Below are 18,154 nucleotides of genomic sequence, written 5' to 3' on the forward strand. Positions count from 1 at the left end.
AGGTAGTTATTTTTTTAGGTTCATACTTGGCGTGAACGCATGAAAAACCGATTCGGCACTTGGTCGCCCACAAAACTCTTTCTATCTTTACCGAATATTAATCTTTTCATGATAAATAACGATGAAACAAACATTCCTTCTTGTAGCGCTTTGTCTATCCGGAGCGCTTTGTTCCGCACAAACGCCTTATCCGTTGAGCGAATACAACGAACTGACCGATCTCCGTCCCCCCGTCGATGAGGGCCATTGGTCGAAAGTGCCTGCCACGCCTCCATTGCGTTGGGGAAGTACGGATATACGTTACACGAAACACGACGTCCCTGCCATCTCACATCTTCCGATCTGGAAAGCTACGGCATGGAAAGGCGAACGTGTCAACGCGCAAGCCGTTTTATGGACGAGAAACTTTCACGACAACGTCGGATTGGAAGTAAGCGAATTACGCAACGGCAGCTCGGTGATTCCCGCCGAAGCCGTACAATCGGCTTTCGTCCGTTATGTGATGACCGACGAGTTGAACAAAGACGGAAAAGGCGGATGCGGCCAACGTCCCAACAAAGCCGAGTGGGATTCCTCGCTCGTGGCCGATGTGCTCGACCCAGCCGCACGTCTTAGCATCGATGCCTGCACGACACAGCCCATCTGGCTTACGATCAGCATTCCTTCGGACGCACGTCCGGGCGTCTACAAAGGCACATTGACTGTCTCCGCCGACGATATGACGGCACAAGAACTGCCGTTCGAAATCAACGTACTCGACCGTACGCTTCCCTCGGCCAAAGACTGGGCGTTCCATCTCGATCTGTGGCAGAATCCCTATGCCGTAGCACGCTATTATCAGGTTCCTCTCTGGAGTCAGGCACACTTCGATGCCATGCGCCCGGCCATGAAATTGTTGGCCGACGCCGGACAGAAAGTCATTACGGCCTCCATCATGCACAAGCCTTGGAACGGACAGACGGAAGATGCCTTCGACAGTATGATCGCTAAGACAAAAAGAATCGACGGCACATGGTCGTACGACTATACGGTTTTCGACAAATGGGTGGAATTTATGATGAACGAAATCGGCATCGACCGCCAGATCAATTGCTACACCATGATACCGTGGGCGCTCCGTTTCGATTACTTCGATCAGGCTACCGGACGGATCCTGTTTATCGAAGCCAAACCGGGCGAACCGGCTTACAACGAATATTGGGGTGCCTTTTTGAAAGATTTCGCCGCTCACCTGCGTGCCAAAGGATGGTTCGAAAAGACCACCATCGCCATGGACGAACGTGGCCTCGACGCGATGCAGGAAGCCATCAAGGTGATCCGCAAGGCAGATCCGGACTACAAAATCTCTTTGGCCGGCAATTACCACAGCGAAATAGAGCATGAGTTGCACGATCTTTGTCTGGCCTATACGCACACCTTCCCTGACGAAGTCAAAGCCGCACGGCAAAAGGCCGGTAAGGTGAGCACCGTCTACACCTGCTGTGCCGAAGCCCGTCCGAATACGTTCACGTTTTCTCCACCCTACGAAGCGACATGGATCGGATGGCATGTCATGGCCGGAAACTACGACGGCTACCTGCGCTGGGCCTATAACAGCTGGACAGCCGATCCGTTGCGCGATTCGCGCTTCCGCTCATGGGCCGCAGGCGATTGCTACCTGATCTATCCGGGAGCACGTAGCAGCATCCGCATGGAACGGCTGATCGAAGGTATTCAGGACGCGGAAAAGATACGTCTTTTGCGCGAGGAGTTTACACGCAAGAAAGCCAACGGAAAACTACGGAAGCTGAATCGTATCGTGTCGGAGTTCTCGTCCGAAGGCATGTTACGCCCCGATCCGGCCACTCGATTAAAAAATGCCCGAGAAGCGCTGAACAGATTCTAAGCTTATTTCTCTCGGATAAATACCTGAATCGGTGTACCGAGAAAATCCCAGTGCTCGCGTAATTTATTTTCGAGAAAACGCTTGTAAGGCTCTTTTACCCACTGCGGCAGATTGCAGAAAAACGCAAACGACGGAACACTGCCTGCCGGCAGTTGGGTAACATATTTAATTTTGATGTATTTCCCTTTCCACGCGGGAGGAGGAGTCTTTTCAATAATCGGAAGCATCGTCTCGTTCAGTTTGCGGGTCGGCACACGCCGGCGGCGATTATCATACACCGCCTTAGCCGTCTCGAGCACTTTCAAAATACGCTGCTTCGTGAGCGCAGAAATAAACAGAATGGGGAAGTCGGTAAACGGGGCCATCCGCTCGCGAATCGCACGTTCATACGTCTTGATGACAGCCGTGCTCTTATCCTCCACAAGATCCCACTTGTTTACACAAACAATCAGCCCTTTCTTATTCTTCTGGATAATGGAAAAAATATTCAAGTCCTGGCTCTCGATCCCGCGTGTCGCATCGAGCATTAACACACAGACGTCGGAATTTTCGATGGCACGGATGGAACGAATGACCGAATAATATTCAAGGTCTTCATTCACTTTTCCTCTCTTACGGATACCCGCCGTATCGACCAGATAAAAGTCAAGACCGAACTTATTGTATCGCGTATAAATCGAATCGCGTGTCGTGCCCGCGATATCGGTGACGATATGACGATCCTCGCCGATAAACGCATTGATCAGCGATGATTTTCCCGCATTCGGACGTCCCACGACGGCAATTCGCGGCAACGCCTCTTCCAGCATCTCCGGAGCTTCAGAAGGTAGCAGCTCAATGATACGATCCAACAGATCGCCTGTGTACGAACCGTTCATCGCCGAGATACAATACGGATCACCCAGTCCGAAACGGTAAAATTCGGCTGCCACCGCATGCCAGTCGTAAGTGTCGGCCTTATTCGGCACAAGCACCACCGGCTTCTTGCTGCGACGCAGGATATGAGCAACCTCATCGTCGAGATCGGTCATGCCGTTTTGCACATCGACGACGAAAAGAATCACATCCGCCTCCTCGATCGCGATCTGCACCTGCTTGTTAATCTCTCCTTCGAAAACGTCTTCGGAGTTAACAACCCAGCCGCCCGTATCGATAATCGAAAATTCGCGCCCTGTCCATTCCACTTTCCCGTACTGACGGTCACGCGTCGTTCCCGCTTCCTCATTGACGATCGCCTGACGCGACTGCGTCAAGCGGTTAAACAGGGTAGACTTGCCGACATTCGGCCGTCCGACGATTGCTACCACATTTCCCATATCCTTTTTTGATTTACATGTTTCGTAATTACGAGCCGGAAGAAACAAAGGAGCGCATCTGCTGCGCCCCACAATGTTAATCCAGCTTATAGCCAAATGATTTCAGCAAATTGTCACGATTGCGCCAGTCCGACACCACCTTGACAAACAACTCGAGAAAAATCTTCTTCTCGAAAAATCGCTCCATATCTTTGCGCGCCATCATACCGACTTTCTTCAGCGCCTGCCCGCCATGTCCGATGATGATGCCTTTCTGCGTTTCACGCTCGACAATAATCAGTGCCTTGATATGCACACGCGTCGGCTCTTCGATAAACTGCTCCACAGCGACCTCCGTAGCATACGGAATCTCTTTCTGATAATAAAGCAATATCTTCTCACGGATAATCTCCGTGACAAAAAAACGCGCCGGACGGTCGGTCAACGCATCTTTTTCAAAATAAGGCGGAGAGTCGGGAATCAATTCCCGGATACGCTTCTTCAACGGCTCGATATTGAACTTCGATGTAGCCGATATCGGAATAATCTCCGCCTCGGGCAACAACGTATGCCACTCTTCCACCAAGGCCTCCAGCTTCGGCTGATCGGCCAAATCAATTTTATTAATCAGGAGCAGGACAGGACATTTCGCCTGTCGTACCCGTTGCAGGAAATCGTCGTTCTTATCGGTCTTCTCGATTACATCAGTCACATAAAGCAAGACATCCGCATCGCCCAAGGCCGATTCCGACGATTCCCGCATCGTCTCCTGCAATTTATAGTTAGGACGCAAGACTCCGGGCGTATCCGAATAGACAATCTGCATATCGTCGGTATTGACAATCCCCAAAATACGATGACGCGTTGTTTGCGCCTTCGACGTGATAATCGATATGCGTTCACCCACCAACTGATTCATCAGGGTGGATTTGCCAACATTCGGATTCCCGATGATATTGACAAAGCCGGACTTATGCTTCCGATCCGTCATAGGCCCACTTCACATAATTGGCGCCCCATGTCCAACCGGCCCCAAAAGCGGCCAGTACCAAGTTATCTCCCTTTTTCAGGTTCTTCTCCCATTCCCAGAGGCATAACGGAATCGTTGCCGAACTGGTATTACCATATTTCCGAATGTTCACCATCACCTTTGAGTCGTCGACTCCCAAACGGCGCGCCGCCGCATCGATGATGCGCAGATTGGCCTGATGCGGGACAATCCAATGAATATCGTTCTTCGTCAATCCGTTTCGTTTGACAATTTCTTCCGCCACATCGGCCATATCGGTAACGGCACGCTTAAATACAGCCTGCCCCTCCTGATAGACAAAATGTTCACGGTTATCAATCGTCTCGTACGAAGGCATCCGCACAGACCCACCGGCCTTCATAATCAAATGAGATTTTCCGGTACCTTCGGTACGAAGAATCGTATCCAGAACCCCATAATCTTCGCAGGTTGGTTCTAAAAGAGCCACCCCACAACCATCGCCGAAGAGCGGACACGTTGTTCGGTCTTCATAGTTGGTAATGGCCGACATCTTCTCACTCGAAACAACCAGCATGCGCTTGTAGCGTCCCGAACGGATGAAATTCGAGGCAGTCTCCAATGCATAAACAAATCCTGCACAGGCAGCCTGTATATCAAAGGCAAATGCATTTTTGCAACCTGATTCATACGCAATGATAGAGGCTGTACTCGGGAAATGATAGTCGGCCGTCGACGTCGAACATATAATTCCGTCTATGGTTTCCGGATCAATTCCTTTCTTGCGGATGAGTCGACCGACAGCTTGTGCTCCCATATAAGCAGCTCCTAATTCGGGGTCTTTCAAAATACGTCTCTCCTTGATTCCGACCCGTGTCATGATCCATTCATCAGTCGTATCGACCATTTTTGACAAATCGGCATTTGTCAACACATCGTCCGGAACATATCCGTCGACCCCTGTAATCACTGCATTTATCTTGTCCATAATCGCGGTTCTTTAAAAAAATAGCCCTTAAAGATTCAGGGCTATCTTTCTTCGTTTTTACATCAAATTTGGTCCGAAGTGTTTCTATTAAAGGGCAACTTCTTTTTCAATGGCCAGCTTGCCTCGATAATATCCGCATTCGTTACAAACGGTGTGATACACATGCCATGCGCCGCAATTCGGGCAGATGGCCATTGTCGGAGTCACTGCGTGATCATGCGATCTTCTCTTGGCAGTTCTCGCGCTTCCTTGTCTTCTTTTAGGATGTGCCATAATCTTATTTTTATTTTAAATTCATTCTTCATTCTTCAGTTTTTTCAGAGCATCCCAACGAGGATCTGTCGCAGGATCTTCATACTCATCCGACAGTATGTTATCGTCGTCCTCCATCTCATCTTCCGCATTGTCGCTTTCATCAGACCGATGTGCCGAGTGTTTGCGTAGTCGGGCCGACATCGCCTTGTTACATTTTCCCGGCGCATGCACATGCTTCATCGGGATATTCAACGCGACAAACTCGTAAAGAAACCATGCCAGATTCACACGACCTTCATCTTCCGAGATGACTAATATTTCATCGCTTTCTTCTGCATATTCCTTGCCAAATTTCACTCTCAAGCGATTATCCGACTCAATGGGTTGTTCCATATCATCCAGACACCGGTCGCACGATACGATCACCATACCGGATAAATGAAACGTCATCTCAAATGAAGACACTTTGCGCTCCACTTTCAACGAGACATTTACTTTACCGCGCTGTACTTCGGTCCCGTCAATATCCGTAAAAAACTGATTATCCAAAAAGTATTCGTATGTACGAACTTCTTCCGGATTCATATTTTTCAACTCAACCCAATATGCGCCGAATTTGCCCAAAGCCTACAATCTCCAAAAAAAACGCTGCAAAGGTATATTTTTTTTGTATAGAAAAAGAATTATTCCTCACATTTTTCAGCAACATTCCAATTATGAACACCTTCATAAAACGAGCGCTCATGATAAAATCCGCTTATTTATTTCATTCATGATCCTCACTTCGTCATCGAATACGGTTTTTCGTAAGCCGCCGATTTTTTGTTCGGACGAGCGCACATCTCGAATTCGATTTCACCGCCGCCGAGGATATCGGCATGGGTGAGGTAGGCCTTTCGATATGGCCGACCGTTGAGCGTAATCGATTTGACATAGACGTTTTTCGGCGAAGCATACTTGGTCTTCACGGTAAACGTCTTACCGTTTTCGAGTTGCATAACCGCTTCTTTCACAAAAGGCGAACCGAGAACGTACTGATCCGTTCCCGGACAGACGGGATAAAATCCGAGCGCCGAAAAGATGTACCATGCCGACATCTGTCCGCAGTCGTCGTTACCCGACAGCCCATCGATACGGTTGCGGTACATCCTGCGCATAATCTCGTGTAAACGCGCTTCCGACTTCCAGGGTTCGTCCGTCCATTTATACAGATAAGGTACGTGATGGCTCGGTTCGTTACCGTGCACGTAGTTGCCCATCAATCCCTCTTCATTAATATCTTCCGTATGTTCAAAGTATTTGGCAGGCAAGTGCATTGTGAAGAGCGAATCGAGACGACACACAAACCGTTTTTCCCCACCCATCAGGCGCATCAATCCGTTAACATCGTGAGGCACAAAGAACGAATAGTTCCACGAATTACCTTCGATAAAACCCTGTCCGTGGGTATCGAGCAAGTCAAAGTCTTTCTTGAACGTCCCGTCCTGATGCTTCGGACGGGCAAAACCCAGCGATGGATCAAAAATATTGCGGTAACTGCACGCACGTTTGGCATACTCTTCCTCTACGTCCGCGACCTTCATCCGCTTAGCCAGCTCACTGATCGCCCAGTCGTCGTAACTGTATTCGAGCGTGACCGAAGCTGCCGAACCGCTGCGTTCGAGCGGCACATAACCCAGCTTCTTATATTCGGCAATACCATCGTAGTAATCCAGATTCGAACTGTTTATGCAAGCATCCAATGCAAGCTTTTTATCCACCTCCAAGCCTTTCGTGAGGGCATCGGCCACAACCGAAACGGAGTGATACCCGATCATGCACCAGTTTTCGTTGCCCATGTGCGACCAGACCGGCAGGGCACGATGTACGCTCTGCCGGTAATGATTGAGCATGGAATGAACGAACTGCACGCTGCGCGACGGTTTAATCAGGTTCATCAGCGGATGCTGAGCTCGAAACGTATCCCAGACGGAAAAGACCGTATAGTTGGTTTGCCCTTCGGCCGCCTGATGGATATTGTGGTCAATGCCACGATAACGTCCGTCGACATCCTGATATACGGAAGGATTAATCATCGTATGATACAAGGCTGTGTAGAATACGGCTTTCGTATCGTCGTCGGCTTCCATACGGATGCAACTCAACTCTTTCTCCCACTTCGCCTGCGTAGCCTTCCGAACTTCATCGAACGATTTTCCACCCGTTTCGGCGGCCAAATTCTTCTGTGCCCCCAGACAATCGACCGGCGAGAGTGCGACCTGCACTTCGAGCGGACGACCGTCGGAGAAATCGAATTCAAAATAAGCCGTAAGGTGCTTGCCGAACATCTCCGGAAAATTCTTCGTCATGTCGAACCTGCGCCAGAATCCTTTATAAAGAACCTCTTCGTTATTGCGACAACCGTAAGCGGCAATCGGCTTCGAGAACTTCACGGCGAAATGGGTGTAACTCATCCGTGACCAACCGCGGGTGATGCGGTAGCCGGTAAGCGTACACGAATCTTCCACACGAAGATTGGCCATCAACACTTTGCCGTTGTAGTGGTAAATGCCGTAATCGAGGTCGAGTACGATGTGCCCTGTCTGAGAACCTTGCGGAAAGGTATAACGATGCACGCCGACCCGTTCCGTAGCGGTCATCTCGGCACGGATGCCGTAATCTTCGAGCAGCACGGAGTAATATCCGGCTTCAGCCTTTTCATGCTCGTGACTGAAACGCGAGCGATAGCCGCTTTCGGGATGCTCTGCCGTACCTCTGTCGAGTTTTACCTCACCGGTTGCAGGCATCACTAAAATATCGCCGAGATCGGAATGTCCCGTGCCGTTAAAATGGGTATGACTAAACCCGACGATCGTTTTATCGTCGTACTGATAGCCTGTGCAATACCGATAGGCATCGGGTTGATACACTCCGCCGATATTGTGCGGGACCATTTCCGTATCGGGGCTTAACTGTACCAGACCGAACGGTGCGCAGGCTCCGGGGAACGTATGCCCCATGCTTTTGGTTCCTACCATCGGGTTCACGTACGGCAGCAAATCGCCCGCCAACACGTTAAACGTTGCAGTGACTGCCAGATAACCGATCACGATTCCGATTTTCATACGTATGTTCATGGTGCGTAAACTTTTTGAGAATCTATGGTTCAACATGTATCCCCGACGAGCGGTGACGTACGATCTCGTCTTTATGCGCCGACTCCGGAATGGAAGTCTCGATATTTTTAAAGACGGCATCATGCACATCGTCAAGCACGACGGCCGGGCGATAATCCGCTTTTTGGGCGACAAGTTTCACATGATTAAACCGAATACCCTTAGCATGCCGGATATAAAAACCCCATGCCGGAAGCTCCTTAAACATCGAAAATTCCGGATACTTATTCTCCATCTCGGGAACCCTGTCCAACTCATCCAATCCCACTTTGGCATACCGCGCATTACCACCTCCGGGATACCGGATTTCGATATTTTCCAACGTTACGTTTTCGATGGGGATAGACGGAATACCGGAGATGATGCAGGGAGAGATGTTGCGCGGCAGATCTTCAATCGGCCCTTCGTAGCGATAACCGGCATCAGGCTTGGTGGCCGGCACTTCGGCATAGACATTGGATATCCTGATATTTCGCAGACAGGGCTTGTTACGCACCGTGCGAGTTCCTGTACGAAGAAAAATCACATTGCCCGTGTTGATCGAAACAAGACTATCCACCGTCACATTATCTATTACCGCTCCATCGACCGAGGCAAAAGTGATGGCCGAACGATACGTATCAAAGACCGTGTTTTTGACGATGCGGATATTGCGAAATCCTCCGGCCGAAACAGTTCCGAATTTGATGCCGCTGGCACTTGTGCGCACCGTATTGTTGTAAATGTAAACGTTGCTGCATTCGTGATCGGCACTGTGCGACTTCAAGCAGATGCCGTCGTCGGCCGCATCGAAGTATGAATTTCGTATAATCACGCTATCGCAATCCACGATATCGATTCCGTCGTTGTTCCAATACGCTTTGCTGTCGGTCGTAATTTCTTCGACAAGCAAGTTACGACATTGCTCGTACTGCTGATTCCAGCTTGCCGGATCTTTCAGCAGAATACCCTGTATATGAATATCCCGGCATCTCTTAAAATAGATGTTCTGCGGACGTCGAAATTCGCGAGGACGATCGAGCAACAACGCGTCTTCAAAGATGCCGTTATTGATCAGCGAAATCAGGTTGTTGGCCACCTCGTACCCCCGTCCGTCGATCACGCCTTGGCCTGTGATGCCGATATGGTGCTGTTCGTGCGCTACCACAAGCGCCGTCCAGTTCCAGTTCTCACCGATGTCGTAATCAAGTGGATTGGTCGAGCCCAGCAATACGGCCCCTTCTTTCAGGTGAAGCGTAACGTTCGATTTCAGATAGATCGTTCCCGTGAGATAACGTCCGACAGAAAAAACGAGCCTTCCGCCTCCCTTGTCGTGGATATGGTCGATGGCCTTTTGAATGGAGCGCGTGTTAAGCGTTGCCCCGTCGGACCGGATACCGAACAGCGAAGCGTTGTAATCCTTTGCGGCGAGTTGATTGCACAACACAGCCGAAAGGCAGAAAATAATTGATTTCAGAATGTTCATTGGAAGCATATTTTTATAATTTATGAATGGATATACATGGTAACCGGCCCTACCAGTCCCATCGACTGGATCGGTTGGTCTTTCGATTTAAGTACGGTAAATTTCTGCGCCGTAAGGTTGTCTTTGAGCGTTTTCATATAATTCCCCATCGTAGTAACGACATGTACTTCGAGCTGATTGGAACCTTTTTTCAGGGACGGGCCGAGGGCGTAAATCCGCCGACCATACCACTTTACCCCGAACGATTGTCCGTTGACAAACACTTCGGAAACACCGTGCACTTTACCGAGATTCAGGTACACATCTTTTCGTCCGTCCGTCTCGAATGTCCGGCGATAGACAACTGTTCCCGTAAAATTCACCCACTCGGTCTCTTTGAGGTCTTTCAGGGTTTCCATCGGAAAAGTTTTCACCCATCCTTCGCGACTGTGGCGAAGCTCGACCTCCCAGGCGCCGTCAAGCGTACGTTCTTCCTTTCCGCTTATCGGAAGGGGACGCCACGGCTTACCGTGCTTCTCGTGGCTCCACACGATCAGACGTGTTTCCGCCGGTCCCAATTCGAGGCTTATGGTATTTCCATCAGGATGTATGCGATAGCGTTCACCCGTTTCGGCATCCCATACCCATGGGAATCGCCGAGCCGTTATTTCGGCGGCAAAAGTGACGTTCGTCGTATAGGCCTGATTACGGTGCGTATTCGCAAAGAAAAACAGCTCATCGTGCGCGTCACTGCGATAGCGGTTCTGCATCACAAAACGGTCGGAATGTTCAATATCAAGATAATGAGGGATTCGGTATTGTCGCATCACCTCACGGTACCATTCGAGGAAACGATCGTCTTCGGGCTTGCGAAGCAGGACAAAACGATCGGGGTATTGTTTCAACTGCTCCACCCACTGTTTCACCTGCCGGTCTCGTTCATGAAAGTCCTGCAAACCGAGCGATTTCTCCGGATATTTCTCTATGCAGAAAATCCGTCCGCCATCGACCACAAAATCATACAATTTGGCCAACACTTCCGGATTGATTCCGCTCACCTCGACTAAGAAAAGCGTACCGTAAGCCTTGGAACCGTAGCAGAGCTTTCCGTTCCTGACCGTCGACTCGCGGAGGACGATCTCCGAGGTGTAGTCCGCCCCGCCTCCGTTTTTATGAATGGCCTCCCACACAAGTGACGTGTAGGGTACGTTCAGTTTTTCGGGGAACGGATCGGTCTGCACGCCCATTTCGCTCCACAAGTCGTACGTAGCGGGGAGGATGGCGATATCGGTGTACATGTCTGCATTTGTCAGCACCGACGAGAGACGCGCCTTGTAACGGTTCAGGTACTTGACGTAAGGCCACCAGTTGTTGTTTTCGTTATGATACGTACCGTATTGTACCCAGCCGGGGAAAGGCGCGTCGGGCGGAGAGTAATTGAATCCATGCCAGACGGAATGAGTCACGCCCGACATGATACTATGATCGGATCCGATTTTCAGCAGCTCCGGCGTGGCGTTGAATACATCGTAGGTATTCGTCATCTCTTCGCAGCTCACTACCCGCTTACCGGTGAGGTGAGCGGCCGAAGAGACGAATTTATTGATCATGGTGTAAGCTCTTCCTCGGCGGTAATCGTCGTCGGGTAATTCTTCACCGGGACGATGTTTGAGCCAGTTCGTTGTCCACGATTCACCTTCGGGGATGTCGAAACCCAAGCTGCTTTCGAGCGGGAAAAAACCGCGTCCGTAGGCTTGTGCTCTTGATTGCACTCCCTGCTCCTTGCACCATTGCAGGTACGTTTCGGTAAATCGCTCCCGTAGCAACTCGGCTTTGGTCAGTTCGAAATCAAACCGTACGCGATTCAGTATATCTGCAAATTCGGGCGTTTTCTCTGCCCCGTACGTATCATCGACAACCGCCCCCAGCCGTCCGACCTTGAACAGAATGAACGGCAGATAAGGCATCAAATCGTAGCCGCGACGTTGCCGAAAAGCTTCCACCAAATCGTCTGTCCAGTTACATCCTTCCAACTCCATCGAATCGCAGAAGAACGCACGCAGATGTTTCAAAAGCGCGCCGGTTCTTTTCCGTATTGTGTCAGACATACGATCGAGGTAACTGCGCACGGCCGCACGGTTCATATGGTTAAGAATATGTCCGGCCGCACCCGGCGCACCGTTGATGACCGATGCGAAGGAATCGACCTTCACCAGCGCGTAAAGTACATGTTTACCTTCGGGGATATCGATGCGGATGACTTCGTCTTTACATTGGTCCGAGAAGTCGACGGATTGCTCCGGCCCGCTCATCGGATCGGGAACAACCTGCAGAGAGAGGAGTTCGAACGTACGTGACGGATTAGGCACGGTCACACCGGGATCAACCGCCTTGAAGAGATGAAACCTCGACGCTTCGTACATCGTCGGGCCTTCGAGTTTCTCGGCATAAACGAGCACCACTTGCGCTCGCTCGGCACCCTGTAACGTCTCGGCACCAAACGGCCATCCCGACCCGACAATCAAATCGCACGTCATTCCGAGACGTTTCGCCTCATCGAAAGCGACTTGCAACATATCGATCCACTCATCGCTCAACCACGTGAGCGACTTCTTGCCCAGATCGTCGCCCGACGAAGGAAAAGCGATCGGGTTGATCTCCACGCCGCCCACACCGGCATCTTTTAGCAAACGAAGCTCCCGAACAATCTCAGGCGCCTCGACTTTATTGCCGTTCCACCACCAGCGCACAAACGGTGCATAACGCGAATCGGGATGTTGAAATAAAGCAAACAGTCCGGACGGCCTCTGAAGATGCTCGACCAGCGCCATGCCTTCTTCTATGGAAGCCGATACCTTGTCAGCCACCATCCCGGCAGGAAGCAGTATACTACGCTTTATAAATATTCTTCGATTCATCATTTTTATCCTGTTCTCTTCGTAATTATAATAATTTTCATCGGACTTCTACGAATTCCAACCTTACAGGGCCAATTAATCCGGATTCCTGTAAGTCTTCCTCTTTTTTCCACCCTCTCCACGTAGAAAAAGAGTATTGTCCACCCCCAGAATCAGGTTGATCGGCGAGCACCCAATCTGGCCATCCATTTGTTTCCGGTACAGCAGTCTCATCCCTCAAATCACCGATCAAACGATTTACCCATAGCGTTGTTACGGCTACTTCCAACGTATTATTTCCAAGGCAGGCCATATCCGTAATATCTATTGAAAAAGGTTCTTTCCAAAGAAGTGCAGCCTTTTTCCCATTCACGGAAACTTCAGCTATATTCCGAACTTTCCCCAGTTGCAATAAAATTTTTAAAGAGCGATGTTTCATCTTCTCAGTTATTATGAACTTACGTCGATAAGTTGCCGTACCAGCAAAATATCGAATACTATCCGACAAATTTTCACTAAGTGATTTCAACTTATTCAAATGTATTGTATCCGGTGTACCAGAAGCAGGAGGGAAACTTACCTGCCAATCATCGCTTATATCTACAGGAGGATATACATGACCGACTCCTATTTTTTCATTTCTCCGATCATCATCCACCACAATTACCGTATCTGGTTTTGTAAAAAACAAACAAACCTTATTTTTGATAATATGTGCTGACACGCCGAAAGGATTTTCCTTGCGTGTTTTTTCGTCTCTTATCATAGACAAATGAGGAACATATCCCGGATGAAAAATCACAAAACGCGACTCATAAGGGAACATTGTTACAGGAATCGTAATATAATTTCCTTCTCGCTTCCACAAAGCTATTGTATCTATTTTAGCTCCATCTGCATCCCAAAATTCAGGTATTTTATTCCCGCAAACATTGAATTTTATATCTTGTGAGACCATTCTAGAACTATCGTTATAAATAAAAAATATATCGATATCCCCTTGCCGACGGTGAAGCGTGCTGATTCCTGCTGGAGTTTTTACATCGGGAAGAATCCCCAGACACTTCATAACAGATAGATAATCGGTGCTATTAATCAATTTTCCTTTACCGACTTTACGAATTTCTCCTTGTATAGACGATCCCCATATTTTTTCGACTAATTCATTATACTCATCTGCTTTATCCGCCAATGATGGAGAGCCCAAGGGTCGACTACCCAAGATAACAGCACCGGAGCTAAGTAAATGATATACGGTTTCTAATGTTTTCTTTGTAAAATATTTCTCTTCTCCCAAAGATAAACAAGAATAAGTAACTCCCGAAGGAGAGGCAATGCGGTGTTGTCGCACGGTAATATAGTCGTACAAATCATCCACACAACAATAATCATAGTTATATCCAGCCAATGATAATTCAGGTATCTGGAAATATTGATTAGGATCTGATTCACCAGAAAGAATAAGGATATCAACAACAGGTTTTCCTGATTGTAAAAGAAATTGCGCACGATTTATATAATCGATCCACCCGTTACCATATTTCCACCATGTATTTGTACGTGACAAATGGGCTCCATGGCGGCCTAATGTAAATCCTGGACGAACATTCAAATATGGTTGATGAACAAATGAATGTGAGATTAGCAGGGAAACACCTTGTGCCCATGCTCTGTCTCCATATTCCTTCAGCTGTTGAGGATGTTGAAGCCATCGGCCCTGTTTTTCATCAGTCGTAAACGCTTCTGCCGCCACATATTTTTTTCCGTGAAAATGTCCAGCAGAACGATACAAACACGATATCGGAGTTTTAGCACCGATCCAAAATTCGCCAGAGGGAATATCTGCTTTTCGGGCACAACGTAGATAATCGAATGGCCCAAAATATGATTCCGTTATAGAAAGCAGTCCGTTCTTGTGACACAACTCCGTAAAATAATCATAATAGTTCTCGGCAAACAATTCGGCAACAGTTCTTTGGAAATCATATAAGAAACGAGCACTTTCGGAAGGTTTTCCGACTACATAACCGACGAGTATCGGTAAATAAGGTTGCAAAGAATATCCACGACGCTTTAAAAATTCCGTTTCGAATCCTGAGGTCCAATTCTGTCCTCCGGCTTCGTAACTATCTATAATGCAATATTTCAATATATTCAAATACCCTATTCGTTCAATTATCTTCGACATCATTCCCTGCCAATGTGCATCTAATCCGTTTTTACTCAATTTATCGCATTCCAGTCCGCTTAAAGTTGCAGGAGCATTACATTTCCCTGTTGTCGTATAGCCTATGCGTAAAATTGTCCAGTTTCCTTCAGAAGGATACCACAGCAGTGTTCCGTCAGGAAGCATTTTAGCAGACAAGTCCAGTATTTTAGAAGGATCGATACCTTCAGAAATATAATCGGACATAAAAGGTTTAAAAGAATAACTATCTTCCATCGCTGAATTTCTGCTATCCACATCAGGAATCATCGATGAAGTCAACAATCTGATATCATTCAATCTGATGTCGACAGGAGTCATCCATACCCGGTAAGGGCGATGCATAAACGTAATTCTGAAATACTGGAAATTTCCGGTATTTTCTTTCAGACGAATACACTTCGGCGACTGTAGATCGGTACGGATTTTATAATCGAAAGCAGCAACTTCTCGGAAATGAATCCCATCTGAAGAGGCTTCTACTTTCCCTTTGACGAATAAATGAACTTCCCCGAAAGACAGCTCTATAAAACGTGCTTCGAACGGTTGTCCATATTTCAACGTTATGACAGCCTTGGTATCCTTTTCTTTAATCGGCAACTTTATAAAAGTTTCTTTATTATTATCCAGAATTTTATCTGGATCGTTTATTGAAAAATCGGCTTCTAATTGTGGTTTTTCGTGCATATTTACATCTGGAAAAGCCAGCACGGCAATATCCCGATAAAAATTGTAATGTGTCTCCGGTTGAGGCAATACGATTTTCTGTAAGGTGTCAGCCGAAATATTTACTTCAGAAGAGACGACCATCTGCATTGCATTTTCCGGTTTAATCCAAGGCCCACCAGATAACGACCATCCCGGACAATTATGAATCCCCAGATTTAATCCGAGACTTTTCGCCTCTTTTCCAGCATGTTCCAAAATCGCCAACCATTCCTGACTTAACATTTCCGGATAACACCCTTCGGGATAAGGACTCGAATTAGTGACAAACAGATGGGCTCCGCTGTATCCGATAGCTTTCATAGAGGTAAGATCGGCCGTGATACCTTTTTTCGTTACAAATGGACTTGTCCAATGCCACCAGGTTTGGGCATGCCCATCTATTGGTGGAGAGAGGAAACCGCTACGCAAATCATTTAAATCATCTGCATACATATTCGTCATCCACAAGATAGAAATAAGCCCAATTATTTTTATTTTTATCTTCATCTTTATTAATTATGTATCAAGAAGCAAGTAGAAAAATTACACCCTTCTGACGAAACTCTAATATTTATAATGTTCCATCTTTTCAACTTCTTGCCCCCTCTTGCTGTAAAGACGCCATTCCCAGTACTGGGAAAGGTGCCTTCCCAGCTCTGGGAAGACATGCTTCACAAGAGGAGGAAGGCACCCGCGCACTCATTGTTAATTTTGTTCGCACAGCGGATTATAGAATATCTCGTCGTCCGGAATCTGAAGTGTCATATCTTTCACACTATATGTGAGCTTATTGATATGATTAGAAGACGATTTTCTATCGACCGGAATATTCCATCTTTTATTGTTGTAAAACTCTCTACCGCCTTCACCCCACAGTTCAATGCGCGTTTGCAACTGCACCATCTGAAGTACCGAAAGTCCTTGCATCGACGGATAATTATCGCAAGTTAAAGGAGTAGCCCCTTCTTTCGTTCGGGCTTTGAGCAATACATTCAATGTTTCCTTTGCTTCGGTCTCTTTATTCGATTGAGCCAATGCCTCGGCTTTCATCAATAAGACTTCGGAAGTTCTCATATAATAATCAGTGACGGTACCGACCTTAGTCCGGTCTGTAACCGGACTTCCGATGCCATGCGTAGCTGCAAATTTTATGTTCGTATAAGCCGGGATATGGCCTTTCGCATTGTTGGGAGGATAGTGATAGTTCCCAAAATCGGCCTGAAGAAATACCTCTTTCCGATAATCGTTATCGGCGATTTTCTCATACAGGCGGTTATCGATACGCTGATATTCTCCGGCTGCTCCTCCGTAGCTTGTACCGAAAGGATTCATCCATGCATTGTGCACCGTCAACGCTTCTCCGACGGGCCAGCCCAGCAACACCTCGGGGTTAATGGCGTTGTTCAGGAATCCGTTCGTTTCAGGCAAAAAGACAGGGTTATCGCTGTCGCCCGTATTCTTACCGCCATACATCTTCTGATCCATCAACACGGGATACCGGTCTAAGATGTCGTTACAACTCGAAATCACCGTATTCCAATCGCCCGTCCAAAGCGCTACTCTTGCCAGAATAAAGTTGGCTACCCCCAAATCGATATCAGTAGTAGACTTTGTATACTCTATTTTGGCCGCTTTAAACAACGTAATCGCTTCGGCTAAATCTTTCTTGATAAAGTTATACGTCTCCTGCGAAGTAGAACGAGGTTTCAATTCCTGAGTAGGTGAATATTTATCATACAGCATGATCCCCAACTTATCCTTCCCGCCTTGTAAATAAGCATCCTGATAATTCTCCATCAGATAATTATATGCAAAAGCACGGATAACCAAAGCCCTGGCTTTATAATCTTTCAGATTGTCATTACTATTCACCAACTGATCGTCGGTGATATAATTCAACAGTTTATTGGCAGTAAAAATACATTTCCAAGCATAATACCAGTACGGAATATTTTTATCGACCGAACTTGCCGTTAAATTCCGAAAATTGTATTCATCAGCCCCGAATGTAGTTGTCGTGGCTTTGGTTCCGAAGACGATGTCATTGCCCACAAGATTCCTCATCACATCCAATCCCTGGCAGGTATAGTAACGCCCATCGGCACTGCCCTGTCCGTGTATCCCCGAACTTTTAAACAAAAGAGGCAGTTCATTGGCCATACTTCCCAAAACAAGTTTAATCGATTCGTTATCTCCCGATTCCAGCAATTGCATAATCTGTTCATCGGTAATCTTATTTGGAGGCGTGATCTCCAATTGATCTGCACATCCAAACAACACGAACGAACATAACACGATAGTTAATATATTATTTTTCATCGTTATACGTTTTA

General features: G+C 47.6%; 11 protein-coding genes. 1 reads left to right on the forward strand and 10 read right to left on the reverse strand.

Annotated features, from left to right (window positions below):
- Nucleotides 1-121: 121 nt before the first annotated feature.
- Entirely contained in the window at nt 122-1,885 is a 1,764-nt protein-coding gene (locus tag EII41_RS01155) for a DUF4091 domain-containing protein (protein ID WP_124789089.1), read from the forward strand.
- A gap of 2 nt (nt 1,886-1,887) precedes the next feature.
- Here the strand turns inward: EII41_RS01155 and der are convergent, their stop codons facing one another.
- The 10 genes from der to EII41_RS01205 form a co-directional block, all read right to left on the reverse strand.
- The gene (gene der / locus EII41_RS01160; protein ID WP_124789090.1) at nt 1,888-3,201 is read right to left on the reverse strand and encodes a ribosome biogenesis GTPase Der; all 1,314 of its coding nucleotides are present in this window, start codon (nt 3,199-3,201) and stop codon (nt 1,888-1,890) included.
- A gap of 76 nt (nt 3,202-3,277) precedes the next feature.
- Nucleotides 3,278-4,171: a GTPase Era gene (era, locus tag EII41_RS01165; protein WP_124750236.1), complete on the reverse strand. Its 894-nt coding sequence runs from the start codon at nt 4,169-4,171 to the stop codon at nt 3,278-3,280.
- On the reverse strand, nt 4,152-5,156 hold the full coding sequence (locus EII41_RS01170; RefSeq protein WP_124789091.1) for a beta-ketoacyl-ACP synthase III: 1,005 nt from the start codon (nt 5,154-5,156) through the stop codon (nt 4,152-4,154). Before EII41_RS01170 ends, era begins: the two co-directional genes overlap by 20 nt.
- Nucleotides 5,157-5,243: 87 nt before the next feature.
- Entirely contained in the window at nt 5,244-5,429 is a 186-nt protein-coding gene (gene rpmF / locus EII41_RS01175; RefSeq protein WP_124750234.1) for a 50S ribosomal protein L32, read from the reverse strand.
- A gap of 21 nt (nt 5,430-5,450) precedes the next feature.
- Nucleotides 5,451-6,035 (reverse strand): YceD family protein, encoded by a 585-nt coding sequence (locus EII41_RS01180; RefSeq protein WP_124789092.1) that lies wholly within the window; start codon nt 6,033-6,035, stop codon nt 5,451-5,453.
- A 155-nt stretch (nt 6,036-6,190) separates the two neighbouring features.
- Nucleotides 6,191-8,527, reverse strand: coding sequence for a GH92 family glycosyl hydrolase (locus EII41_RS01185; RefSeq protein WP_185711791.1), 2,337 nt, complete (start codon nt 8,525-8,527; stop codon nt 6,191-6,193).
- Between the two features lie 22 nt (nt 8,528-8,549).
- On the reverse strand, nt 8,550-10,031 hold the full coding sequence (locus tag EII41_RS01190) for a glycoside hydrolase family 28 protein (protein ID WP_124789094.1): 1,482 nt from the start codon (nt 10,029-10,031) through the stop codon (nt 8,550-8,552).
- 20 nt (nt 10,032-10,051) lie between these two features.
- Nucleotides 10,052-12,928, reverse strand: a complete 2,877-nt coding sequence (locus EII41_RS01195) for a glycosyl hydrolase (protein ID WP_124789127.1) — start codon at nt 12,926-12,928, stop codon at nt 10,052-10,054.
- Between the two features lie 37 nt (nt 12,929-12,965).
- Entirely contained in the window at nt 12,966-16,328 is a 3,363-nt protein-coding gene (locus EII41_RS01200) for a glycosyl hydrolase (RefSeq protein WP_124789095.1), read from the reverse strand.
- Between the two features lie 198 nt (nt 16,329-16,526).
- On the reverse strand, nt 16,527-18,140 hold the full coding sequence (locus tag EII41_RS01205; RefSeq protein ID WP_124751458.1) for a RagB/SusD family nutrient uptake outer membrane protein: 1,614 nt from the start codon (nt 18,138-18,140) through the stop codon (nt 16,527-16,529).
- Between the last annotated feature and the right edge of the window lie 14 nt (nt 18,141-18,154).

Origin of the sequence: Tannerella forsythia (assembly GCF_003860135.1) — a bacterium.
Lineage (GTDB): Bacteria > Bacteroidota > Bacteroidia > Bacteroidales > Tannerellaceae > Tannerella > Tannerella forsythia_A.

Coding starts and splice junctions, on each gene's coding strand:
- EII41_RS01155 (WP_124789089.1), top strand. CDS start 122: ATGAAACAAACATTCCTTCTTGTAGCGCTTTGTCTATCCGGAGCGCTT.
- der (WP_124789090.1), bottom strand. CDS start 3,201: ATGGGAAATGTGGTAGCAATCGTCGGACGGCCGAATGTCGGCAAGTCT.
- era (WP_124750236.1), bottom strand. CDS start 4,171: ATGACGGATCGGAAGCATAAGTCCGGCTTTGTCAATATCATCGGGAAT.
- EII41_RS01170 (WP_124789091.1), bottom strand. CDS start 5,156: ATGGACAAGATAAATGCAGTGATTACAGGGGTCGACGGATATGTTCCG.
- rpmF (WP_124750234.1), bottom strand. CDS start 5,429: ATGGCACATCCTAAAAGAAGACAAGGAAGCGCGAGAACTGCCAAGAGA.
- EII41_RS01185 (WP_185711791.1), bottom strand. CDS start 8,527: ATGAACATACGTATGAAAATCGGAATCGTGATCGGTTATCTGGCAGTC.
- EII41_RS01190 (WP_124789094.1), bottom strand. CDS start 10,031: ATGAACATTCTGAAATCAATTATTTTCTGCCTTTCGGCTGTGTTGTGC.
- EII41_RS01195 (WP_124789127.1), bottom strand. CDS start 12,928: ATGAATCGAAGAATATTTATAAAGCGTAGTATACTGCTTCCTGCCGGG.
- EII41_RS01200 (WP_124789095.1), bottom strand. CDS start 16,328: ATGAAGATAAAAATAAAAATAATTGGGCTTATTTCTATCTTGTGGATG.
- EII41_RS01205 (WP_124751458.1), bottom strand. CDS start 18,140: ATGAAAAATAATATATTAACTATCGTGTTATGTTCGTTCGTGTTGTTT.